Genomic DNA, 18,620 nt, shown 5'->3' on the forward strand with positions numbered 1-18,620 from the left:
CGGACCGGGGTAGCCGTACGGCACCAACCCCCACAAGTCCCCCATCATGACCATCGATTCTGCAGACAATCCGCAAATCTCTTCGCCAAGCCGTGTCCTCGGCACGTGTCAGACGGTTATGCCCGGTGGGGGAGCTCCACGTCGGAGCCAAGGAAGCAGGAAAAGCAATGCGCGTAGGAAGTTTCGTGTTGGCGGCCCGGTTCCCGGGGCAGGGCGACGGGGAGGCGCTGCACCGCGCGGTCCGCTCCGCCGAGGTCGCCGAGGAAGCGGGGCTCGACTCGGTCTGGCTGGCCGAGCACCACTTCGTGCCGTACGGCACCTGTCCGTCCGCGATCACCCTGGCCGCCTTACTGCTCGGCCGCACCAGCAGTCTGCGGGTCGGCACGGCGGTCACCGTGCTGCCCACCGCCCACCCTGTGTCCGTCGGCGAACAGGCCGCGCTGCTGCACATCGCCTCCGGCGGACGGTTCTCGCTGGGCGTGGGACGCGGCGGGCCCTGGGTCGACCTGGAGGTGTTCGGCTCGGGTCTCGAGGCGTACGAGGAAGGGTTCCCGGAATCACTCGATCTGCTGCTGCGCTGGCTGCGCGAGCCCTCGGTCGCGGCGTCCGGCGAGCGGTTCGACTTCCGTGAAGTCCCCGTCGTCCCCAGGCCGTCGGAGTGCCTCACGGACGTCGAGGGCCCCGAGGTCGTCGTCGCCTGCACATCGCCGCGGAGCGTGCGCCTCGCGGCCGAGCGCGGGCTGCCGATGCTGCTCGGGATGCATGTGGGCGACGAGGAGAAGGCCGAGATGGTCGCCCTGTGGCGGGAGCACGCCCGCGCGGCCGGACGACCGGCCGACGAGATCCGCGGCGCGGCCCATGTGTCGGCCGGCATCTGCCAGATCGCGGACCGGCGCACCGACGCCGTGGAGGCGCTCACGAAGGCGATGCCGGGCTGGCTCAGGCAGGGCCTGGAGGCCCATGTGACGGTGGACGGGCGTCATCGGGCGATGCGCGACCCGCTGGCGTACACCGAACTGCTCTGCGGGCTGCACCCGGTGGGCACCCCGCGCCTCGCCGCCGACCGCCTGGCGGCGACCAGCGAGCGGACCGGCATCTCCCGCTTCGCGCTGCTCGTGGAGGGCTCGGGCGATCTGGCGGCGACCGAGGAGAACGTACGGCGGCTGGGCGCCGAAGTGCTTCCGCACCTCGGCTGAATCGCCCTGGGCCCGCCGAACGGCCCGGTCCGCCAGAGGGCTTGCCGCCCCGGTACTGATTGCACCTCCCGCGTACGGAGCGGCAAGCAAGCGGTCACTGCGTCAGCAGTCCCGGAATTCCGGGGACTGGTTCAGCAGCTGACTGCGGACCGAGGTGAAGCGAGCCAGCGTCTCGTCGACCGAGGAGTCAAGCGGGAACACCGCCACCCGGTGGCAGTTCTGGAAGGCCAGTCGCACCCCGAAGTGCCGCTGCAGCGCGCCGCGTATCGCGTCACTCGCAAGCGCACGCAGCAGCTGGCCACGTGCCTGCTCGTCCGGCGGGGGCGTCAGGTTGTCGGCGAACTGACCGCCGTCGACCTTCAGCTGGGCCACCAGGGAGCTGATCATCTCCCATGCGTAGGGCAGGGAGGTCCGGACGCAGTCGACGAAGGCGGCTTCGTCGACCTCGCCTCGCTCGGCCTGTTCGAGTAGGGCCGGTGAGACGTCGAGCGACATGGGTTCTCCTCTCGCACCCCCACCGCGGCGGGGGTTGCCGGACAGATGAGGGAGTCCGCGATACCGGACACGCTGTGTACACGCCTCGCGACCTCCCGTTTAATACGGTAGGCAACGGACGGTGACGGCACCAGGAGATTGCGTACATGGGCGGTCCTCGTTGGGCACACGAGCACACAATCGGCCAGAAATGAACAGGGGCAGTCCGGGGTCATACGGACTCCCCCGGGGCGAATCGCGTCGACACCGGCCCGTCGAGTAGCGTTGCCGACCATGCGTCTCGTCATTGCCCGATGCTCCGTCGACTACGCGGGCCGGCTCACCGCCCACCTGCCCTCGGCGCCCCGTCTGATCCTGGTCAAGGCGGACGGCAGCGTCTCGATCCACGCGGACGACCGGGCCTACAAGCCCCTGAACTGGATGTCGCCGCCCTGCACTCTGAAGGAGGGGGACGGCGAGCAGCAGGACGTCTGGACCGTCATCAACAAAGCGGGCGAGAAGCTGATCATCACGATGGAGGAAATCCTCCACGACTCCTCGCACGAACTGGGTGTGGACCCCGGTCTGATCAAGGACGGCGTGGAAGCGCACCTCCAGGAACTCCTCGCGGACCGCATCGAAACGCTCGGCGAGGGCTACACGCTCATCCGCCGCGAGTACCCCACGGCCATCGGCCCGGTCGACATCCTGTGCCGGGACGCGGACGGCGCGACGGTCGCGGTCGAGATCAAGCGGCGTGGCGAGATCGACGGTGTGGAACAGCTCACGCGCTACCTGGAGTTGCTCAACCGCGACCCCCATCTCGCCCCGGTGCGCGGCATCTTCGCGGCCCAGGAGATCAAGCCCCAGGCCCGCGTCCTCGCGACGGACCGCGGCATCGGCTGCCAGGTGCTGGACTACGACGCGCTGCGCGGCATCGAGGACGACAAGCTGCGGCTGTTCTGACCGGGGGCGTCCGCGGTCGTACGACGGTGAGGGCCGGGTCCGTTGGACGGACCCGGCCCTCTTGTCCTGATCGCCGCGTCAGATCACCGGATCCGAGCCGGTGCTCGGTGTGCCCTCGTCCGTGGACGTGGGCGCGCTCGCCGTGGTGGTGGTCTCCGCCGGGCTCGAGGTGGCCGAGCCACTGGCCGACGTCGAATCGGACGGCGGATCGGTCGGTGTGTCCGTCGGGTCTGTCGGGCCGTCCGTCGGGTCCGTGGGACCGTCCGTTGGATCCGTCGGGCCGTCCGTTGGATCTGTCGGGCCGTCCGTCGGATCTGTCGGGCCGTCCGTCGGCTTCGTGGGGTCATCGGTCGGCTTCGTCGGATCGTCCGTCGGATCCGTCGGCCGGCCGCCCGACCCCTGCGTCTCGCTCGGGCGCTCAGACGGCTCGTCCGACTCCGTCGGCGTGGGGTCGCCCGACGTGCCCTCGGCCCCCGGATCCGTCGGCCGGCTCGTCGCCTTGCCCGTGTCGCCGGAGTCCTGGTCGTCGTCGCCCTCCACCTTGTCCGCGCCCAGGCTGTCGTCGCCGGGGCCCTGGCTGGCGGACGGGTTGACGCCGACCTGGTTGGACGGGGCGTTCGGGTCGTTGTCGGACGTGGCGCCCAGTGTCACCACCGTGCCGAGCACCGCCACGAGCAGCGCGCCCGCGCCGGCCGCGACGAGGTTGCGCCGGGCGAAGCTGCGGACGCCGCCCCGGCCCTTGTGCGAGGCCGTCGGCGAAGGCGAGGACGCCTGGTGCGTGACGAGGGTCGTGGTGTCCCCGGCGGGCGGGAACGCGGCCGGCACACCGCCCGGCGGCGACTGCGACTCCTCGTAGCGCGCGTCCGGCACCTCCTCCCCGGCCGTCGCGGCGAACGCGGCCACGCCCGGCGTGGTACCGGAGCGGTCCGAGACCAGCGCGAGGGCGCGGCGGCCCGCGACGGTGCCGCGCTTGTCGGCGAGGGCGCCGCGCAGGCCGATGGAGGTCTCCAGCTCGGCACGGGCCCGGTCAAGCCGGTCGCCGCAGAGCGCGAGGATGCCCAGCTCGTGGTGGAAGTAGGCCTGTTCGGAGACGTCACCGACGAGGCGGGCGGCCTCGGCGCCGGCCCGCAGCGCCCGCTCCCAGGCGCTCCAGTGCAGCCCCGCCGCGAACGCGGGCGCCGCCGTGCGGGCGAGCCGCACGGTCGGGCTCTCCTCGCCCTCGGCGGGCGGTGTCGTGCTCGGCACCAGCAGGCCCAGCGCGGCGAGCACGGCGTCGGCCTCGGCGCAGACGCGCTCCGGCGTGACCGAGGGGTGCCCGGCCCACCAGGCGTAGTGCCGGGCGGCGGTGAGGGCGTTGTCCTGGGCCTCGTCGGCGTATCCGGCGGACTCCAGCTGGGCCAGGACGCCGGCGGCGAGCCGGTAGCGGGAGCCGACCGGTGAGACCAGCCCGCAGTCGGCCAGTTCGCCGAGTGCGGCGTCCGCGTGGGTGTCACCGACCAGCGCGGGCAGATGCGCCTGGTGCGGCACCTCGCCGCCGAGCGCGACGGCGAACCTCAGGGTGGTGCGGGCCGATGCGCTGAGCCGCGAGGCGAGCAGCCGCGCCGGTCCGGCGGCCTCGCCGAGCGACGGCAGGGGCGTCTCCGCGCCGTCCTCGGTGTCGACCGGAGTGTCGGCGGGCGGCGGGGCGTCCTCGAAGACGCCGTACTCGTCGACGGCGTCCGCCCCGGCCCGCAGCCGGTCCCGCTGCCGCAGCAGCGCCCCGGCCTGGACGAACCGCAGCGGCAGGCCCTCCGACTCGAACCACAGGTCGCCGCCCCAGTTCAGCTCGTCCTCGGTGAGGACCCGGCCGACCCCGCGCTCCAGCAGCTCCATGCTCGCGGTGCGGTCGAGCCCGTCGAGGGCGACGTCCTCGATGCCGGACTCGGCGGACGGCGCGGGCACATCGGGCGTGGCGCCGATCAGGAAGGCGCACTCGGGGGTCGCGTCGAGCAGCTCGTCGAGCGCGGTGCCGCCGAACTCGATGTCGTCCAGGACGACGACCGCGCCGATCTCCCGCACGCAGGAGAGCAGTTCGTCCTGATCGGGGCGGTACAGGGGCGCGCTGTAGACCGAGTGCAACAGGTCGTACAGCAGGTCGGCCGGGGTGCGGTGGAAGCCGTTGAGGCGGACGACGCCGTCGGGGGCGAGGTCCGCGCAGTCCTCGGCGACGAGGTCGAGGAGGCTGGTGCGGCCGGCACCCCGGGGGCCGACCAGACGTACGGAACGGCCGCGGGCGAGCAGCCGTACGAGCTGTTCGCGCTCTTCCTGGCGGGCCAGGAGCGGCTGTGCGGGACGGGTCGGCCCGGGCGGGACGGGCGGCTTGGCGGCGCGCTCGGCCTCGGCCCGTTCGGCCGGGGCCAGCTTCTCGGGTCGCGCCGGCCGCTCCGCGGGCGGGCAGACCTCGATCTCGCTGCCGTCGACGGGGTTGACGGTGAGCAGGAAGTCGCCCGAGACCAGTTGCACCGTGCGGGCGAGTGCGGGCGTGTGCTGTCCGAAGTCGGGTGTGAGGGGGTCCCTGGGCGGGCGCGGGCGCGACGACTGGCCGCCGGCCTCATGGCCGTACTCCTCGGGTCCCCGGTTGTTCGGGTCCATAGGTTCAAGCCCCCCAAAAGCGTCGTGTGCGTAAGCCAAGCCCCTCCCGGCCTTGCTGCACACCGCGCTGTCGCTTCTGGTCCGGGCCCGCTCGAAGGGGTTTGTCCATGGGGTTTGTCCATGCAGCGGGCAGCCGAACCCTAAACCTTTGCACAGTATCTACGACAGGTCGGGGTACCGCGCCGCCCGAGACATCACAGTCTCGTGAGAATTGTGCGTGACGTGCGCTTCGCAGCCGGAACGCCCGACTGCCCCGCCCCACCCGTGCCGGGCGTCACACCCGGGGCAGGGACTCCACCCCGATGCCGCCTTCGATGGCCAGGATCCGGTGCAGCCGGGTGGCCACCAGCAGACGCTGCATCTGCGGCGGCACGCCGCGCAGCACCAGGCGCCGGCCGCAGCGGCCGGCCCGCCGATGGGCCCCCATGATCACCCCGAGTCCGGTGGCGTCCCAGAACTCCAGCTCGGACAGGTCCAGCACCAGGTCGCCGACTCCGTCGTCGACGGCCGAGTGCAGGACCGTACGGGCGTCCGCCGCGCTGCGGACGTCGAGGCGGCCCCCGACGACCAGCTCGGCGTGGTCGCCCCTGATGTACATATGCGCTCCCCAAGCGTGCGTACGTGCGTGCTCCGCGATGCGTCGTCTGTGCTGTGGCCGGTGATGCAACCTCTGACTGCGTTGGACGGTCAGAGGTTTCCGTCTGTAAGCGAACCGATACCGAATTCACCCCATCGCGTGACGTGCGCAGGGGCTGTGCGGTGGTCTACGAAACCTCAGTAGCTGTAAAAGCCTTGCCCGCTCTTGCGCCCGATGTCACCCGCGTCCACCATCCGGCGCATCAGCTCCGGCGGGGCGAACTTCTCGTCCTGGGACTCGGTGTAGATGTTGCCGGTGGCGTGCAGCAGGATGTCGACGCCGGTGAGGTCCGCCGTGGCGAGCGGGCCCATGGCATGACCGAAGCCCAGCTTGCAGGCGAGGTCGATGTCCTCGGCGGTGGCGACGCCCGACTCGTAGAGCTTGGTGGCCTCGACGACGAGCGCCGAGATCAGCCGGGTGGTGACGAAGCCGGCGACGTCCCGGTTGACGACGATGCAGGTCTTGCCGACGGACTCGGCGAACTCTCGCGCGGTGGCGAGGGTTTCGTCGCTCGTCTTGTAGCCGCGGACCAGCTCGACGAGCTGCATCATCGGCACCGGCGAGAAGAAGTGCACACCCACCACCCGCTCGGGGTGCTCGGTGGCCGCCGCGATCTTGGTGATCGGGATGGCGGAGGTGTTGGAGGCGAGCACGGTGTCCGCCCGCACGATCTTGTCGAGCGTGCGGAAGATCTCGTGCTTGACCTCGAGCTTCTCGAAGACCGCTTCGACGACGACGTCGGCGTCGGCGGCGGCGTCCAGGTCGGTGGTCGCGGTGATGCGGGCGAGGGCGGCGTCGGCGTCGTGCGCCTCCAGCTTGCCCTTGCCGACGAACTTGTCGTACGACGCCTTGATGCCGTCGGTGCCACGCCTGAGCGCCTCGTCGGTGACATCCCGCAGGACGACGTCCCAGCCCGCCTGAGCGGAGACCTGGGCGATCCCGGAACCCATCAAGCCGGCGCCGATGACGGCAAGCTTCCGTGCCACTGTTGCGACTCCCCTTTGAAACGCCTTACACCCTGTTTACGTTGCCTCTCGGCGGACCTTAGCGCTCGTGAGGGACTGTGTGACCGGTTAGTAACGCGAGTCACGTCTCAGCTGACGGACATCACACCGGCGGCGGCACACGGGACCCAATTGCGCGTTTCTCACCGTTGGTTCGCTGACGCCGGCAGGCCCAGTGCGGTGCGGATCCGTTCGACGTGCTCCGCCCCGTCGTGCCGGTTCACGGAGCGCAGTGACTTCAGGAAGGCGTCCGCGTCGGAGGCGTCGGCCGCCTTCCGCCAGAGCGGCAGTCCCGTCTTCAGTTCGGCCACGAGCCGCTCGGTGGGGCGTTCGACGCCGGCCAACTCGGTCTCCTCGAGCCGCTGGATGGTCTCGGCCTGGGCCGTGGCCATCCGCTCGGCCCAGGCCTTGGCGCCGGCGAGGTCCTGTTCGGGGCTCTTCGCCGGGCGCTGCGCCGTCACCACGTACATCGGCTTCGCGGCGGACAGGAAGGCCAGTTGGTCGGTGTCGAAGTCGGACTCGTCGCGCCGGACCGAGCCGTCGAGTTCGGCGTCGCCCGGCCGCGCCGCCCAGCACAGCACGGTGCGGCGCCCGGCGTCCCAGCCCACCTCGTCGGGACGGAAGTAGTAGGTCTGCAGCGTCCCGGAGCCCTCCGGGTCCACGGAGTAGTCGACGAAGAGCTCGGCGCAGCGCTGCCACGCGACCTCGGCGATCGCCTCCCGGCCCGGGAACTCCTCCTGCTCGGCGAGCCGGAACGTGGCGTAGGCCTCCGCGCGGTGCGTCTCGTCGCACGGGATCACCTGAACGCCGCCCTTGCCGAGCGGCGGTGTGTCCCTCTCCCGCATCCAGGCGCCGGGGGTGAAGCAGTCGCCGACGTCGAGCGACTGGACCGGGGCCCACCCCGGCTGCGTCACCGCACCGTTGTCGTCCCGGGCCGGCAGCGTCCAGACCCGGAAGTCGGCCACCGTGGCGAGGCCGGCGGCCAGCACCAGAACCGCGCCGGAGACGGAGACCCCGGCGATGGCGAGGCCCTTGCCCCGCTGGCCCTTCCTGGGTATCTGCCACAGCGCGACCAGGCCGAAGACCAGCCCCAGGGGCGCCAGGCACACCAGCAACGCCGTCACCAGCGAGGTGACCGCGAAGGCGTTCAGGGCCGGCGGTGCCATCGGCATCGGATTCCACTGCGGTCCGGCCCCGTACGGCGGAGTGGGGGGTTCCTGCGGGTACTGCGGGTACTGCGGATGCTGCGGCGGAGGCACCGACATGCGATCACGCCCTTCGTGTTCGGCTGCTCACGAATATCAGGGCATGGCTGAAAAGGAACGTGCCCGAGATCACAAAGCACCGGCATCGTTATCCATCAGCCGCCCAGGACCGGGCAGACGCACGTGGTCCGAACGGCGGGGGCGTAACTACGCTGGTCGCATGGTCAATCTGACGCGTATCTACACCAGGACCGGCGACCAGGGCACCACCGCCCTCGGCGACATGAGCCGGGTAGCCAAGACCGATCTGCGGATCTCGGCGTACGCCGACGCCAACGAGGCGAACGCGGTGCTCGGCACGGCGATCGCGCTCGGCGGGCTCGACGAGGAGGTCGTCAAGGTCCTCACCCGTGTGCAGAACGACCTGTTCGACGTGGGTGCGGACCTGTCGACGCCGGTCGTGGAGAAGCCGGAGTTCCCGCCGCTTCGGGTCGAGCAGTTCTACATCGACAGGCTGGAGGCGGACTGCGACCGCTTCAACGAGGAGTTGGAGAAGCTGCGCTCCTTCATCCTCCCCGGCGGCACACCGGGCGCGGCCCTGCTGCACCAGGCCTGCACGGTCGTACGACGGGCCGAGCGCTCCACGTGGGCGGCCCTGGAGGTCCACGGCGAGACCATGAACCCGCTGACCGCGACCTATCTGAACCGCCTGTCCGACCTCCTGTTCATCCTGGCCAGGACGGCGAACAAGGAGGTCGGTGACGTGCTGTGGGTGCCGGGCGGCGAACGCTAGCCGCCCGACGCCCGGCTCATGAGCGGACGCGGTCCTTGTCGGTCGTGAGCCTGGGCGGGTCCTCGACGCCGGCGGGGGCCTTCTTCGGCCAGATCCAGTACCCCAGGGCGATCAGCCCGTAGATGCCGACCGTGCGGATCGCCACCCACTGGAACGCGCGCAGGGAGCTGATGTCGCCGGAGTCGCCCACGTACCAGACCGCGAGCTGGAGCAGGCCCAGGGCCACCACCGCGCCGTACACCGCCCGCAGCCACAGCCTGGCCTCGTGCCGGGCGCGGGCGCGGCCGTAGCGCGGGGGCTTTCGCGGGGGCGGGGCGCCGCCCAGGCGGTGGGCCGCGTGGCCGTCGAGCCAGCGGATCGTGTAGTGGCCGAAGGCCACGGTGTAGCCGATGTACAGCGCCGCCACCCCGTGCTCCCAGCCCGGCTCCGCACCGTTCTTCAGGTCGATCGCGGTGGCGATGAACAGCACCAGCTCCAGCACCGGCTCGCACAGCAGCAGCACCACGCTCGTACGGCGCCACTTCAGCAGGTAGCGGACGGCGAGCCCCAGCGCCAGCAGCACCCAGAAGCCGACCTCGCAGGCGATGATGAGGGCGACGATCACAACATGCTCCCTTCGGTCACCGTTCCAGGCTCCCGTCGGGCGCGGCTCCTTTCGTCGTCGGCGGTGACGAAACCGCGGTACATCGAAGGATGCAGTCCAGGACCGTTCCCCGGCATCAGGCACCGAGCGCGGACACCGTGTTGGATGGAGTCATGGCCTTCCCGCGCCCACACCGCGTCGACGTGTACATCGGCGTCGGCGGGCTGCTCGGCGGCCTGCTGCTGGTGGGCGTCGGCCTGGGCATGCGGACCGCCAAGGACCCGATCACCCTCTTCGACGGCCCCTGGCCGATCCTGGTGCCGCTCACCGTGATGGCCGGCTGCGAGTTGCTGCGCCGGACGGCACCGCGTACGGCCCTGCTGATCGGCACGCCCGCTTTCTGCGCGGACGTCGTGACCCAGGGCACCCTGCCGACATGGATGATGTTCACGGACCTCGTCTATGCGGCCGTGCTGTACGGTCCGCTGGTCTCGGCCCGCCGCATCCAGTGGATCACCGGGCTGCTCACAGTGGCCGCGACGCTGGTGCCGTTCGCGGTGTTGCGCGTGCCGGAGGCGCTGCTGATCGGCGTGGTCGTCGGCGTCGTGGCCTACGGGCCCGCGGCCACGGGCTGGATCGTCCGCAACCATCGCGATGCAGCCGAGGCCGCCCGGCTGCGTGCCGAACAGACCGCGCTGCTGGCCGAGATGGACCGCACCCAGGCGGTCACCGCCGAGCGCGCCCGCATGGCCCGCGAGCTGCACGACATGGTCGCCAACCACCTCTCCGCGATCGCCATCCACTCCACGGCCGCGCTCTCCATCGACGATCCGTCGACCTCCCGCGAAGCCCTCTCCGTCATCCGGGAGAACAGCGTCGAGGGGCTCGCCGAGATGCGCCGGCTGATCGGCATCCTGCGCGACGGCGGCGACGACCACGAACCCTCCGCCGTCCCCACCCTCGACGGCCTCACCGCCCTGGTCGAGGGCGCTCGCGCCAACGGCCTGGACGTCCGCCTCGCCACCGATCACGGCACCGTCCCGGCCCCCGTCGAACTCGCCGCCTACCGCATCGTCCAGGAGTCCCTGACCAACGCCCTCAAGCACGCCTCACCCGGCCGGGTCGCGGTCGAGCTGATCCAGCGGGACGACAGCCTCACCGTCGCCGTGACCAGCCCGTTCGGCGACCGCGACGGGCCGCGCGCACCCGGCTCCGGCGCGGGTCTCGTCGGGATGCGGGAGCGGGTCGCGCTGCTGGCCGGCGCGTTCGAGGCGGGCCCCGTCGACGACCCGGTCGCCACGGACGGCAAGATCTGGGTCGTACGCGCCACGCTTCCGCTGACCGGAGGAGACCCCGCATGATCCGTGTGCTCGTCGCCGAGGACCAGTCCGCCGTCCGCGCCGGTCTCGTCCTCATCCTGCGCAGCGCGCCGGACATCGAGGTGGTCGGCGAGGCGGCGGACGGCGAGCAGGCGGTGGAGCTGGCCCGTGAGCTCCGGCCGGACCTGGTTCTGATGGACGTTCAGATGCCGCTCCTGGACGGGGTGTCGGCCACCCGGCGGGTCGTCGGGGAGCGGCTCGCGGACGTGCTCGTGCTCACCACCTTCGACCTCGACGAGTACGTGTTCGGGGCGCTGCGGGCGGGCGCTGCGGGGTTCCTGCTGAAGAACACCGACGCCAAGGACCTGCTGGCGGCGGTCCGCACGGTGGCGGGCGGCGAGGGCCTCATCGCCCCGGCCGTCACCCGGCGCCTGATCGCCGAGTTCGCCGCGAAGCCGGTCCGGGAGCCGACCGCCGACCCCGCCGTCCTCGACACCCTCACCCGACGTGAACGTGAGGTGCTGTCCTGCCTCGGCGAGGGCCTGTCCAACGCGGACATCGCGGCCCGGCTCGACATGGCGGAGGCGACGGTGAAAACGCACGTCAGCCGTCTGCTCGGCAAGCTGGAGCTGCGCAGCCGGGTGCAAGCGGCCGTATTGGCACAGGAATTGGGCGTCTGAACGGACCTACACAAGAGTGGTCCAGACCTATTGACCCGTGGTCCAGACCTTTCTATTCTCGCGGCACCGTGGGCGTGAAGGCTCAGTCGCGCCCCAAGACTCCCAAGGAGGCGCGTGATGCGCTTCAGACACAGAGCCGCGGCAGGGTTCGCGACCCTGCTGCTCCCGCTGGCCGGTCTGGTCGGGCTCGCGAGCCCCGCCGAGGCCGCCGGCTCCGCCACCGCCACCTACGCCAAGACCCAGGACTGGGGCTCCGGCTTCGAGGGCAGGTGGACGGTGAAGAACACCGGCACCACCGCTCTGACCTCCTGGACCGTCGAGTGGGACTTCCCCTCCGGTACCTCCGTCACCTCCGCCTGGGACGCCGACGTCACCTCCTCCGGCACCCACTGGACCGCCAGGAACAAGTCCTGGAACGGCACCCTCGCCCCCGGCGCCTCCGTCTCCTTCGGCTTCAACGGCACCGGCTCCGGCTCCCCCGCCAACTGCAAGCTGAACGGCGGCAGTTGCGACGGCGGCAGCACCGAGCCCGGTGACAGCGCCCCGAGCGCCCCCGGCACCCCGACCGCCTCCGCCATCACCAACACCTCGGTGAGGCTGTCCTGGAGCGCCGCCACCGACGACAAGGGCGTCAAGAACTACGACGTCCTGCGCGACGGCGCCAAGGTCGCGACGGTGACGACCACGTCGTACACGGACACCGGGCTCACCGCCGGCACCGACTACTCCTACACCGTCCAGGCCCGTGACACCGCCGACCAGACCGGCCCGGTCAGCGGCGCCCGCGCGGTGCGCACCACCGGCGGCACGACCGAGCCGCCCACGGGTGACAAGGTCAAGCTCGGCTACTTCACCGAGTGGGGCGTCTACGGCCGCAACTACCACGTCAAGAACCTGGTGACCTCCGGCTCCGCCTCGAAGATCACGCACATCAACTACGCCTTCGGCAACGTCAAGAACGGCCAGTGCACCGTCGACGACACCTACGCCGCCTACGACAAGGCCTACACCGCTGACCAGTCCGTCAGCGGCACCGCCGACACCTGGGACCAGCCGCTGCGCGGCAACTTCAACCAGCTCCGGCAGCTCAAGGCGAAGTACCCGCACATCAAGGTGCTGTACTCCTTCGGCGGCTGGACCTACTCCGGCGGCTTCGGCCAGGCCGCGCAGAACGCGGCCGCGTTCGCCAAGTCCTGCAAGGCCGTCGTCGAGGACCCGCGCTGGGCCGACGTCTTCGACGGCATCGACATCGACTGGGAGTACCCGAACGCCTGCGGCCTGACCTGTGACACCTCCGGTCCGGCGGCCTTCGGGAACCTGATGCGGGCGCTGCGCTCCGAGTTCGGCGAGAACTACCTGGTCACCGCCGCGATCACCGCGGACGGCTCGGACGGCGGCAAGATCGACGCGGCCGACTACGGCGGCGCCGCGCGCTACGTCGACTGGTACAACGTGATGACGTACGACTACTTCGGCGCCTGGGACCGGACCGGACCGACCGCCCCGCACTCGCCGCTCACCTCGTACGCCGGCATCCCGAACCCCGCCTTCAACTCGGCCGCCGCCATCGCCAAGCTCAAGGCCAAGGGCGTCCAGGGCGGCAAGCTGCTGCTCGGCATCGGCTTCTACGGCCGCGGCTGGACCGGCGTCACCCAGTCCGCCCCCGGCGGCACGGCCACGGGCCCGGCGACCGGCACCTACGAGGCGGGCATCGAGGACTACAAGGTCCTCAAGACGTCCTGCCCGGCCACCGGCACGGTCGGCGGCACCGCGTACGCGCACTGCGGCAGCAACTGGTGGTCGTACGACACTCCCGCCACCATCGGCACGAAGATGGCGTGGGCCAAGGCCCAGGGTCTCGGCGGCGCGTTCTTCTGGGAGTTCAGCGGTGACACCGCGGGCGGCGAACTGGTGAGCGCCATCAACAACGGGCTGTCGTAAAGGGGATCACTGACCTCTAGGCGACATTGACGCGCTGACCGGGCGGGGCTGCCTCCAGCCACGCGAGGAAACCGGTCAGCGCGTCCTCGCTCATGGCGAGTTCGAGGCGGGTGCCCCGGTGCAGACAGGTGAGGATCACCGCGTCGGAGAGCAGCGCCAGCTCCTCCTCGCCGTCGGGGACCCGGCGGCCGGCCACCTCGATGGCGGACCGCTCCAGGATGCGGCGCGGACGGTAGGCGTAGGAGAAGACGCGGTACCACTCGACGCGGTCGCCGTTGTAGCGGGCGACGCCGTAGCTCCAGCCCTTGCCGCTGGTGTCGGTCTTCTCCGGCACGTCCCAGCGCAGCGAACAGTCGAAGGTGCCGCCGGAGCGCTGGATGAGTCTGCGGCGCAGACCGAAGACGAACAGCCCCAGCACCACCAGGGCGACGACGATTCCGCACACAGTCAGAGCGAGGACCATCGACACCGACCTCCTCGTCTCCTAGGTAACGGAACGGAAAAAACTTCCATATCTGCCTCAGCCGCGACCGGCACCGGATTGCTCCGGTCCCAGCCGCGGCTGAGTGACGTCATCGCGTGCGCTCCCCCAGAGCCTAGACGGCCCGGAAGGTGACCCCGTGGGTCAGCGCGCCGTCGCCGCCCGCAGGCGGACCTCCGCGCGGCGCTCGGCGGACGCGTCGTCGTCCGACTTCGCGCGCTCCAGTGCCCGCTCCGCGCGCTGGACGTCGATCTCGTCCGACAGCTCGGCGATCTCGGCCAGCAGCGACAGCTTGTCGTCCGCGAACGAGATGAAACCGCCGTGCACCGCGGCGATGACGGTGCCGCCATCACTCGTACGGATGGTCACCGGGCCCGACTCCAGCACACCGAGCAGCGGCTGGTGACCGGGCATGACGCCGATGTCGCCGGACGTGGTGCGCGCGACGACCAGGGTGGCCTGGCCCGACCAGACCTCACGGTCGGCGGCGACCAGCGCGACGTGCAGCTCAGCAGCCAAGGTGGCTCCTCGGGTCACCACCCGGCGGTTCTGCCGGGTGTTGGTTACAAGTCTAGTAGGCGTGGATGAGGGGGCGGGACGAACCCCCGCCCCCTCATCAAGAGCTCAATGGCTCACGAAGACCGGTGCGTCAGGAGACGCCCAGCTCCTTCGCGTTCTTCTTGAGGTCCTCGAGACCACCGCACATGAAGAACGCCTGCTCCGGGAAGTGGTCGAACTCACCGTCGCAGATCGCGTTGAACGCGGTGATCGACTCGTCCAGCGGCACGTCGGAGCCGTCCACGCCGGTGAACTGCTTGGCGACGTGAGTGTTCTGGGACAGGAAGCGCTCGACGCGGCGGGCACGCTGGACGACCAGCTTGTCCTCCTCGCTGAGCTCGTCGATGCCGAGGATCGCGATGATGTCCTGGAGGTCCTTGTACTTCTGCAGGATCCCCTTGACGCGCATGGCGGTGTTGTAGTGGTCCGCCGCGATGTAGCGCGGGTCCAGGATGCGGGACGTGGAGTCCAGCGGGTCGATCGCCGGGTAGATGCCCTTCTCGGAGATCGGACGGGAGAGCACCGTCGTCGCGTCGAGGTGGGCGAACGTGGTGGCCGGGGCCGGGTCGGTCAGGTCGTCCGCGGGGACGTAGATCGCCTGCATCGAGGTGATCGAGTGACCACGGGTCGAGGTGATGCGCTCCTGGAGGAGACCCATCTCGTCGGCCAGGTTCGGCTGGTAACCCACCGCGGAGGGCATACGGCCGAGCAGGGTCGACACCTCGGAACCGGCCTGCGTGAAGCGGAAGATGTTGTCGATGAAGAACAGCACGTCCTGCTTCTGGACGTCACGGAAGTACTCGGCCATGGTCAGGCCGGCCAGCGCGACGCGCAGACGGGTGCCCGGGGGCTCGTCCATCTGACCGAAGACCAGCGCGGTCTTGTCGATGACGCCGGACTCGCTCATCTCGTCGATGAGGTCGTTGCCCTCACGGGTGCGCTCACCGACACCGGCGAACACCGACACACCGTCGTGGTTGTTGGCGACGCGGTAGATCATCTCCTGGATGAGCACCGTCTTGCCGACGCCGGCACCGCCGAACAGACCGATCTTTCCACCCTTGACGTACGGGGTGAGCAGGTCGATGCACTTGACGCCGGTCTCGAACATCTCGGTCTTCGACTCGAGCTCGTCGAAGTTCGGGGCCTTGCGGTGGATGGACCAGCGCTCGCCCTCGTACTGCTCGTCGACGTTCAGCACCTCACCGAGGGTGTTGAACACCTTGCCCTTGGTGAAGTCGCCGACCGGGACGGTGATGCCCGTGCCGGTGTCGGTGACCGGGGCCTGGCGGACCAGACCGTCGGTGGGCTGCATGGAGATGGTGCGGACCAGGCCGTCACCCAGGTGCTGGGCGACCTCCAGGGTCAGCGTCTTCTTCTCGCCCGCCTTCGCCGGGTCGGCGACCTCGACGTGCAGGGCGTTGTAGATGTCCGGCATCGCGTCGACGGGGAACTCCACGTCGACGACCGGGCCGATGACCCGGGCGACGCGGCCCGTGGCCGTCGCGGTCTCAACAGTGGTGGTCATTATCGGTCACTCCCCGCGGTCGCGTCGGCCAGGGCTGCAGAGCCACCGACGATCTCGCTGATTTCCTGGGTGATTTCGGCCTGGCGGGCCGCGTTGGCAAGCCGGGACAGCGTCTCGATGAGCTCTCCGGCGTTGTCGGTGGCCGACTTCATCGCGCGCCGCGTGGCGGCGTGCTTGGAGGCGGCCGACTGGAGGAGCGCGTTGTAGATACGGCTCTCCACATAGCGCGGCAGCAGGGCGTCGAGGACGTCCTCCGCCGAGGGCTCGAAGTCGTACAGCGGGAGGATCTCGCCCTTGGTGGCGGTCTCCTCCGCGACCTCTTCGAGGCTGAGCGGCAGCAGCTGCGCGTCCAGCGCCTGCTGCGTCATCATCGACACGAACTCGGTGTAGACGATGTGGAGCTCGTCCACGCCGCCCTCGGCCGTCGCCGTCTCGATGGCCTCGATCAGCGGGGCCGCGACCTTCTTGGCGTCCGCGTACGACGGCTCGTCGGTGAAGCCGCTCCACGACTCCGCGATCTTGCGCTCACGGAAGTTGTAGTGCGCCACACCGCGGCGGCCGACGATGTAGACGTCGACCTCCTTGCCCTCGCGCTCCAGCCGCTCGGTGAGCTGCTCGGCAGCCTTGATCGCGTTGGAGTTGAAGGCGCCGGCGAGGCCGCGGTCGCTCGTCAGGAGCAGCACCGCGGACCGCGTGACCGTCTCGGCCTGCGTGGTCAGCGGGTGCTTGGTGTTCGAGCCGGTGCCGACCGCCGTGACCGCGCGGGTGAGCTCGGTCGCGTACGGCGTGGAGGCCGCCACCTTGCGCTGCGCCTTGACGACGCGCGAGGCGGCGATCATCTCCATCGCCTTCGTGATCTTCTTGGTCGCGGTGACGGATCGGATGCGACGCTTGTAGACCCGGAGCTGGGCTCCCATGAGTCAGGTCCCTTCCTTACGTCACTTGGAGGCGCTGGTCGCCTTCGGGGCGGCCGGAGCCTCTTCGCCGAGCAGCTTGCCGTCCGCGGTCTCGAACTGCTTCTTGAACTCCGCGATGGCGTCGGCGACGGCGGTCAGGGTGTCGTCCGACATCTTGCCGCCCTCCTTGATGGAGGTCATGAGGCCCTGCTCCTTGCGGTGCAGGTACTCGAGCAGCTCCTTCTCGAAGCGGCGGATGTCGCCGACCGGCACGTCGTCCATCTTGCCGGTGGTGCCGGCCCACACGGAGACGACCTGGTCCTCGGTGGACATCGGCTCGTACTGGGCCTGCTTCAGCAGCTCGACCATGCGCTGACCGCGCTCCAGCTGCGCCTTCGACGCGGCGTCCAGGTCGGAACCGAAGGCGGCGAACGCCTCCAGCTCACGGAACTGGGCGAGGTCCACGCGGAGACGACCCGAGACCTGCTTCATCGCCTTGTGCTGCGCGGAACCACCGACTCGGGAGACGGAGATACCGACGTTCAGCGCGGGGCGCTGACCGGCGTTGAACAGGTCCGACTCCAGGAAGCACTGGCCGTCGGTGATGGAGATGACGTTGGTCGGGATGAACGCCGAGACGTCGTTGGCCTTGGTCTCGACGATCGGCAGACCGGTCATCGAGCCGGCACCCATGTCGTCGGAGAGCTTGGCGCAGCGCTCGAGGAGACGGGAGTGCAGGTAGAAGACGTCACCCGGGTAGGCCTCACGGCCCGGCGGGCGGCGCAGCAGCAGGGACACGGCGCGGTAGGCGTCGGCCTGCTTCGAGAGGTCGTCGAAGATGATGAGGACGTGCTTGCCCTCGTACATCCACTGCTGGCCGATGGCCGAACCGGTGTACGGCGCCAGGTACTTGAAGCCGGCCGGGTCGGACGCCGGGGCGGCGACGATGGTCGTGTACTCCAGCGCGCCGTTCTCCTCCAGCGCGCGGCGGACCGACGCGATGGTCGAGCCCTTCTGGCCGATGGCGACGTAAATGCAGCGGACCTGCTTCTTCGGGTCGCCCGAGCGCCAGTTGTCGCGCTGGTTGATGATCGTGTCGACGGCCAGCGCGGTCTTGCCGGTCTGACGGTCACCGATGATCAGCTGACGCTGGCCACGGCCGATCGGGGTCATCGCGTCGACGGCCTTGTAGCCGGTCTCCATCGGCTCGTGCACCGACTTGCGCTGCATGACCGTGGGGGCCTGCAGCTCAAGGGCGCGACGACCGCTGGTCTCGATCTCGCCGAGGCCGTCGATCGGGTTGCCGAGCGGGTCGACGACGCGGCCGAGGTAGCCCTCGCCGACGGCCACGGAGAGCACCTCACCGGTGCGCTGCACCGGCTGACCCTCCTCGATGCCGCTGAACTCACCGAGGACGATGGCACCGATCTCGCGCTCCTCGAGGTTGAGGGCGAGGCCGAGGGTGCCGTCCTCGAACTTCAGCAGTTCGTTGGCCATGGCCGAGGGCAGACCCTCGACCTTCGCGATGCCGTCGCCGGCAAGGGTGACCGTACCGACCTCCTCGCGCGAGGCCGCGTCCGGCTTGTACGACTGGACAAAGTTCTCCAGCGCGTCCCGGATCTCCTCCGGCCGGATCGTGAGCTCCGCCATCTGGGTTCCCTGCTCTCCTTGTTGGGCCCGAAGTTTCACTTGGGGGGATGGGGACTCCCCCCTGAACGAGGTGAATCC

The 18,620-nt window shown here is 70.2% G+C and carries 17 protein-coding genes; 6 read left to right on the top strand and 11 right to left on the bottom strand.

Annotation, left to right across the window (positions count from 1 at the left end):
- The first annotated feature begins 167 nt into the window (after positions 1 to 167).
- A complete protein-coding gene (locus IM697_RS36435) occupies positions 168 to 1,196 on the top strand; it encodes an LLM class flavin-dependent oxidoreductase (RefSeq protein ID WP_194040525.1) in 1,029 nt (342 codons plus the stop codon).
- A 102-nt stretch (positions 1,197 to 1,298) separates the two neighbouring features.
- Here IM697_RS36435 and IM697_RS36440 read toward each other — a convergent pair whose 3' ends face one another.
- Complete coding sequence (locus tag IM697_RS36440) at positions 1,299 to 1,691, bottom strand: SCO5389 family protein (protein WP_155060615.1); 393 nt, start codon at positions 1,689 to 1,691, stop codon at positions 1,299 to 1,301.
- 273 nt (positions 1,692 to 1,964) lie between these two features.
- Between IM697_RS36440 and nucS the strand changes: the two genes are divergently transcribed.
- A complete protein-coding gene (nucS, locus tag IM697_RS36445) occupies positions 1,965 to 2,636 on the top strand; it encodes an endonuclease NucS (RefSeq protein ID WP_194040528.1) in 672 nt (223 codons plus the stop codon).
- Positions 2,637 to 2,714: 78 nt separating this feature from the next.
- On the opposite strand, the gene IM697_RS36450 is transcribed toward nucS, so the two are convergent.
- From IM697_RS36450 to IM697_RS36465, 4 genes are all read right to left on the bottom strand, one after another.
- Entirely contained in the window at positions 2,715 to 5,267 is a 2,553-nt protein-coding gene (locus IM697_RS36450; RefSeq protein WP_194040531.1) for an ATP-binding protein, read from the bottom strand.
- A 274-nt stretch (positions 5,268 to 5,541) separates the two neighbouring features.
- Positions 5,542 to 5,865: an STAS domain-containing protein gene (locus IM697_RS36455; RefSeq protein ID WP_093906575.1), complete on the bottom strand. Its 324-nt coding sequence runs from the start codon at positions 5,863 to 5,865 to the stop codon at positions 5,542 to 5,544.
- A 176-nt stretch (positions 5,866 to 6,041) separates the two neighbouring features.
- Positions 6,042 to 6,890: a 3-hydroxyacyl-CoA dehydrogenase family protein gene (locus tag IM697_RS36460; protein WP_194040534.1), complete on the bottom strand. Its 849-nt coding sequence runs from the start codon at positions 6,888 to 6,890 to the stop codon at positions 6,042 to 6,044.
- Between the two features lie 161 nt (positions 6,891 to 7,051).
- Positions 7,052 to 8,173: a DUF4190 domain-containing protein gene (locus IM697_RS36465; protein ID WP_228044308.1), complete on the bottom strand. Its 1,122-nt coding sequence runs from the start codon at positions 8,171 to 8,173 to the stop codon at positions 7,052 to 7,054.
- 160 nt (positions 8,174 to 8,333) lie between these two features.
- Between IM697_RS36465 and IM697_RS36470 the strand changes: the two genes are divergently transcribed.
- Positions 8,334 to 8,906 (top strand): cob(I)yrinic acid a,c-diamide adenosyltransferase, encoded by a 573-nt coding sequence (locus IM697_RS36470; RefSeq protein ID WP_194040536.1) that lies wholly within the window; start codon positions 8,334 to 8,336, stop codon positions 8,904 to 8,906.
- Positions 8,907 to 8,922: 16 nt separating this feature from the next.
- On the opposite strand, the gene IM697_RS36475 is transcribed toward IM697_RS36470, so the two are convergent.
- Entirely contained in the window at positions 8,923 to 9,510 is a 588-nt protein-coding gene (locus IM697_RS36475) for a hypothetical protein (protein WP_194040539.1), read from the bottom strand.
- Between the two features lie 152 nt (positions 9,511 to 9,662).
- Between IM697_RS36475 and IM697_RS36480 the strand changes: the two genes are divergently transcribed.
- The 3 genes from IM697_RS36480 to IM697_RS36490 all read left to right on the top strand — a co-directional run bounded on the left by IM697_RS36480 (position 9,663) and on the right by IM697_RS36490 (position 13,429).
- Positions 9,663 to 10,850 carry a sensor histidine kinase gene (locus IM697_RS36480; protein ID WP_228044309.1) on the top strand — a complete coding sequence of 396 codons (1,188 nt, stop codon included), beginning with the start codon at positions 9,663 to 9,665 and terminating at the stop codon, positions 10,848 to 10,850.
- Positions 10,847 to 11,488 (top strand): response regulator, encoded by a 642-nt coding sequence (locus IM697_RS36485; RefSeq protein WP_194040544.1) that lies wholly within the window; start codon positions 10,847 to 10,849, stop codon positions 11,486 to 11,488. The genes IM697_RS36480 and IM697_RS36485 overlap by 4 nt, the downstream gene beginning before the upstream one ends.
- Before the next feature lie 117 nt (positions 11,489 to 11,605).
- Positions 11,606 to 13,429 carry a glycoside hydrolase family 18 chitinase gene (locus IM697_RS36490; protein WP_194040547.1) on the top strand — a complete coding sequence of 608 codons (1,824 nt, stop codon included), beginning with the start codon at positions 11,606 to 11,608 and terminating at the stop codon, positions 13,427 to 13,429.
- Between the two features lie 16 nt (positions 13,430 to 13,445).
- Here the strand turns inward: IM697_RS36490 and IM697_RS36495 are convergent, their stop codons facing one another.
- The 5 genes from IM697_RS36495 to atpA all read right to left on the bottom strand — a co-directional run bounded on the left by IM697_RS36495 (position 13,446) and on the right by atpA (position 18,542).
- On the bottom strand, positions 13,446 to 13,892 hold the full coding sequence (locus tag IM697_RS36495) for a DUF2550 domain-containing protein (protein ID WP_194040549.1): 447 nt from the start codon (positions 13,890 to 13,892) through the stop codon (positions 13,446 to 13,448).
- 162 nt (positions 13,893 to 14,054) lie between these two features.
- Positions 14,055 to 14,429 carry a F0F1 ATP synthase subunit epsilon gene (locus tag IM697_RS36500; RefSeq protein WP_194040551.1) on the bottom strand — a complete coding sequence of 125 codons (375 nt, stop codon included), beginning with the start codon at positions 14,427 to 14,429 and terminating at the stop codon, positions 14,055 to 14,057.
- 130 nt (positions 14,430 to 14,559) lie between these two features.
- Positions 14,560 to 15,996, bottom strand: coding sequence for a F0F1 ATP synthase subunit beta (gene atpD / locus IM697_RS36505; RefSeq protein ID WP_194040553.1), 1,437 nt, complete (start codon positions 15,994 to 15,996; stop codon positions 14,560 to 14,562).
- Positions 15,996 to 16,913, bottom strand: coding sequence for a F0F1 ATP synthase subunit gamma (locus IM697_RS36510; RefSeq protein ID WP_194040555.1), 918 nt, complete (start codon positions 16,911 to 16,913; stop codon positions 15,996 to 15,998). The genes atpD and IM697_RS36510 overlap by 1 nt, the downstream gene beginning before the upstream one ends.
- A 21-nt stretch (positions 16,914 to 16,934) precedes the next feature.
- Complete coding sequence (gene atpA / locus IM697_RS36515) at positions 16,935 to 18,542, bottom strand: F0F1 ATP synthase subunit alpha (protein ID WP_194040558.1); 1,608 nt, start codon at positions 18,540 to 18,542, stop codon at positions 16,935 to 16,937.
- Positions 18,543 to 18,620 lie beyond the last annotated feature (78 nt).

This window comes from Streptomyces ferrugineus (genome assembly GCF_015160855.1).
Lineage (GTDB): Bacteria > Actinomycetota > Actinomycetes > Streptomycetales > Streptomycetaceae > Streptomyces > Streptomyces ferrugineus.

Bases quoted from the DNA above. Each gene is read 5' to 3' on its own strand.
- IM697_RS36435 (WP_194040525.1), top strand. From the start codon at position 168: ATGCGCGTAGGAAGTTTCGTGTTGGCGGCCCGGTTCCCGGGGCAGGGC.
- IM697_RS36440 (WP_155060615.1), bottom strand. From the start codon at position 1,691: ATGTCGCTCGACGTCTCACCGGCCCTACTCGAACAGGCCGAGCGAGGC.
- nucS (WP_194040528.1), top strand. From the start codon at position 1,965: ATGCGTCTCGTCATTGCCCGATGCTCCGTCGACTACGCGGGCCGGCTC.
- IM697_RS36450 (WP_194040531.1), bottom strand. From the start codon at position 5,267: ATGGACCCGAACAACCGGGGACCCGAGGAGTACGGCCATGAGGCCGGC.
- IM697_RS36455 (WP_093906575.1), bottom strand. From the start codon at position 5,865: ATGTACATCAGGGGCGACCACGCCGAGCTGGTCGTCGGGGGCCGCCTC.
- IM697_RS36465 (WP_228044308.1), bottom strand. From the start codon at position 8,173: ATGTCGGTGCCTCCGCCGCAGCATCCGCAGTACCCGCAGTACCCGCAG.
- IM697_RS36470 (WP_194040536.1), top strand. From the start codon at position 8,334: ATGGTCAATCTGACGCGTATCTACACCAGGACCGGCGACCAGGGCACC.
- IM697_RS36480 (WP_228044309.1), top strand. From the start codon at position 9,663: ATGGCCTTCCCGCGCCCACACCGCGTCGACGTGTACATCGGCGTCGGC.
- IM697_RS36485 (WP_194040544.1), top strand. From the start codon at position 10,847: ATGATCCGTGTGCTCGTCGCCGAGGACCAGTCCGCCGTCCGCGCCGGT.
- IM697_RS36490 (WP_194040547.1), top strand. From the start codon at position 11,606: ATGCGCTTCAGACACAGAGCCGCGGCAGGGTTCGCGACCCTGCTGCTC.
- IM697_RS36495 (WP_194040549.1), bottom strand. From the start codon at position 13,892: ATGGTCCTCGCTCTGACTGTGTGCGGAATCGTCGTCGCCCTGGTGGTG.
- atpD (WP_194040553.1), bottom strand. From the start codon at position 15,996: ATGACCACCACTGTTGAGACCGCGACGGCCACGGGCCGCGTCGCCCGG.
- IM697_RS36510 (WP_194040555.1), bottom strand. From the start codon at position 16,913: ATGGGAGCCCAGCTCCGGGTCTACAAGCGTCGCATCCGATCCGTCACC.
- atpA (WP_194040558.1), bottom strand. From the start codon at position 18,542: ATGGCGGAGCTCACGATCCGGCCGGAGGAGATCCGGGACGCGCTGGAG.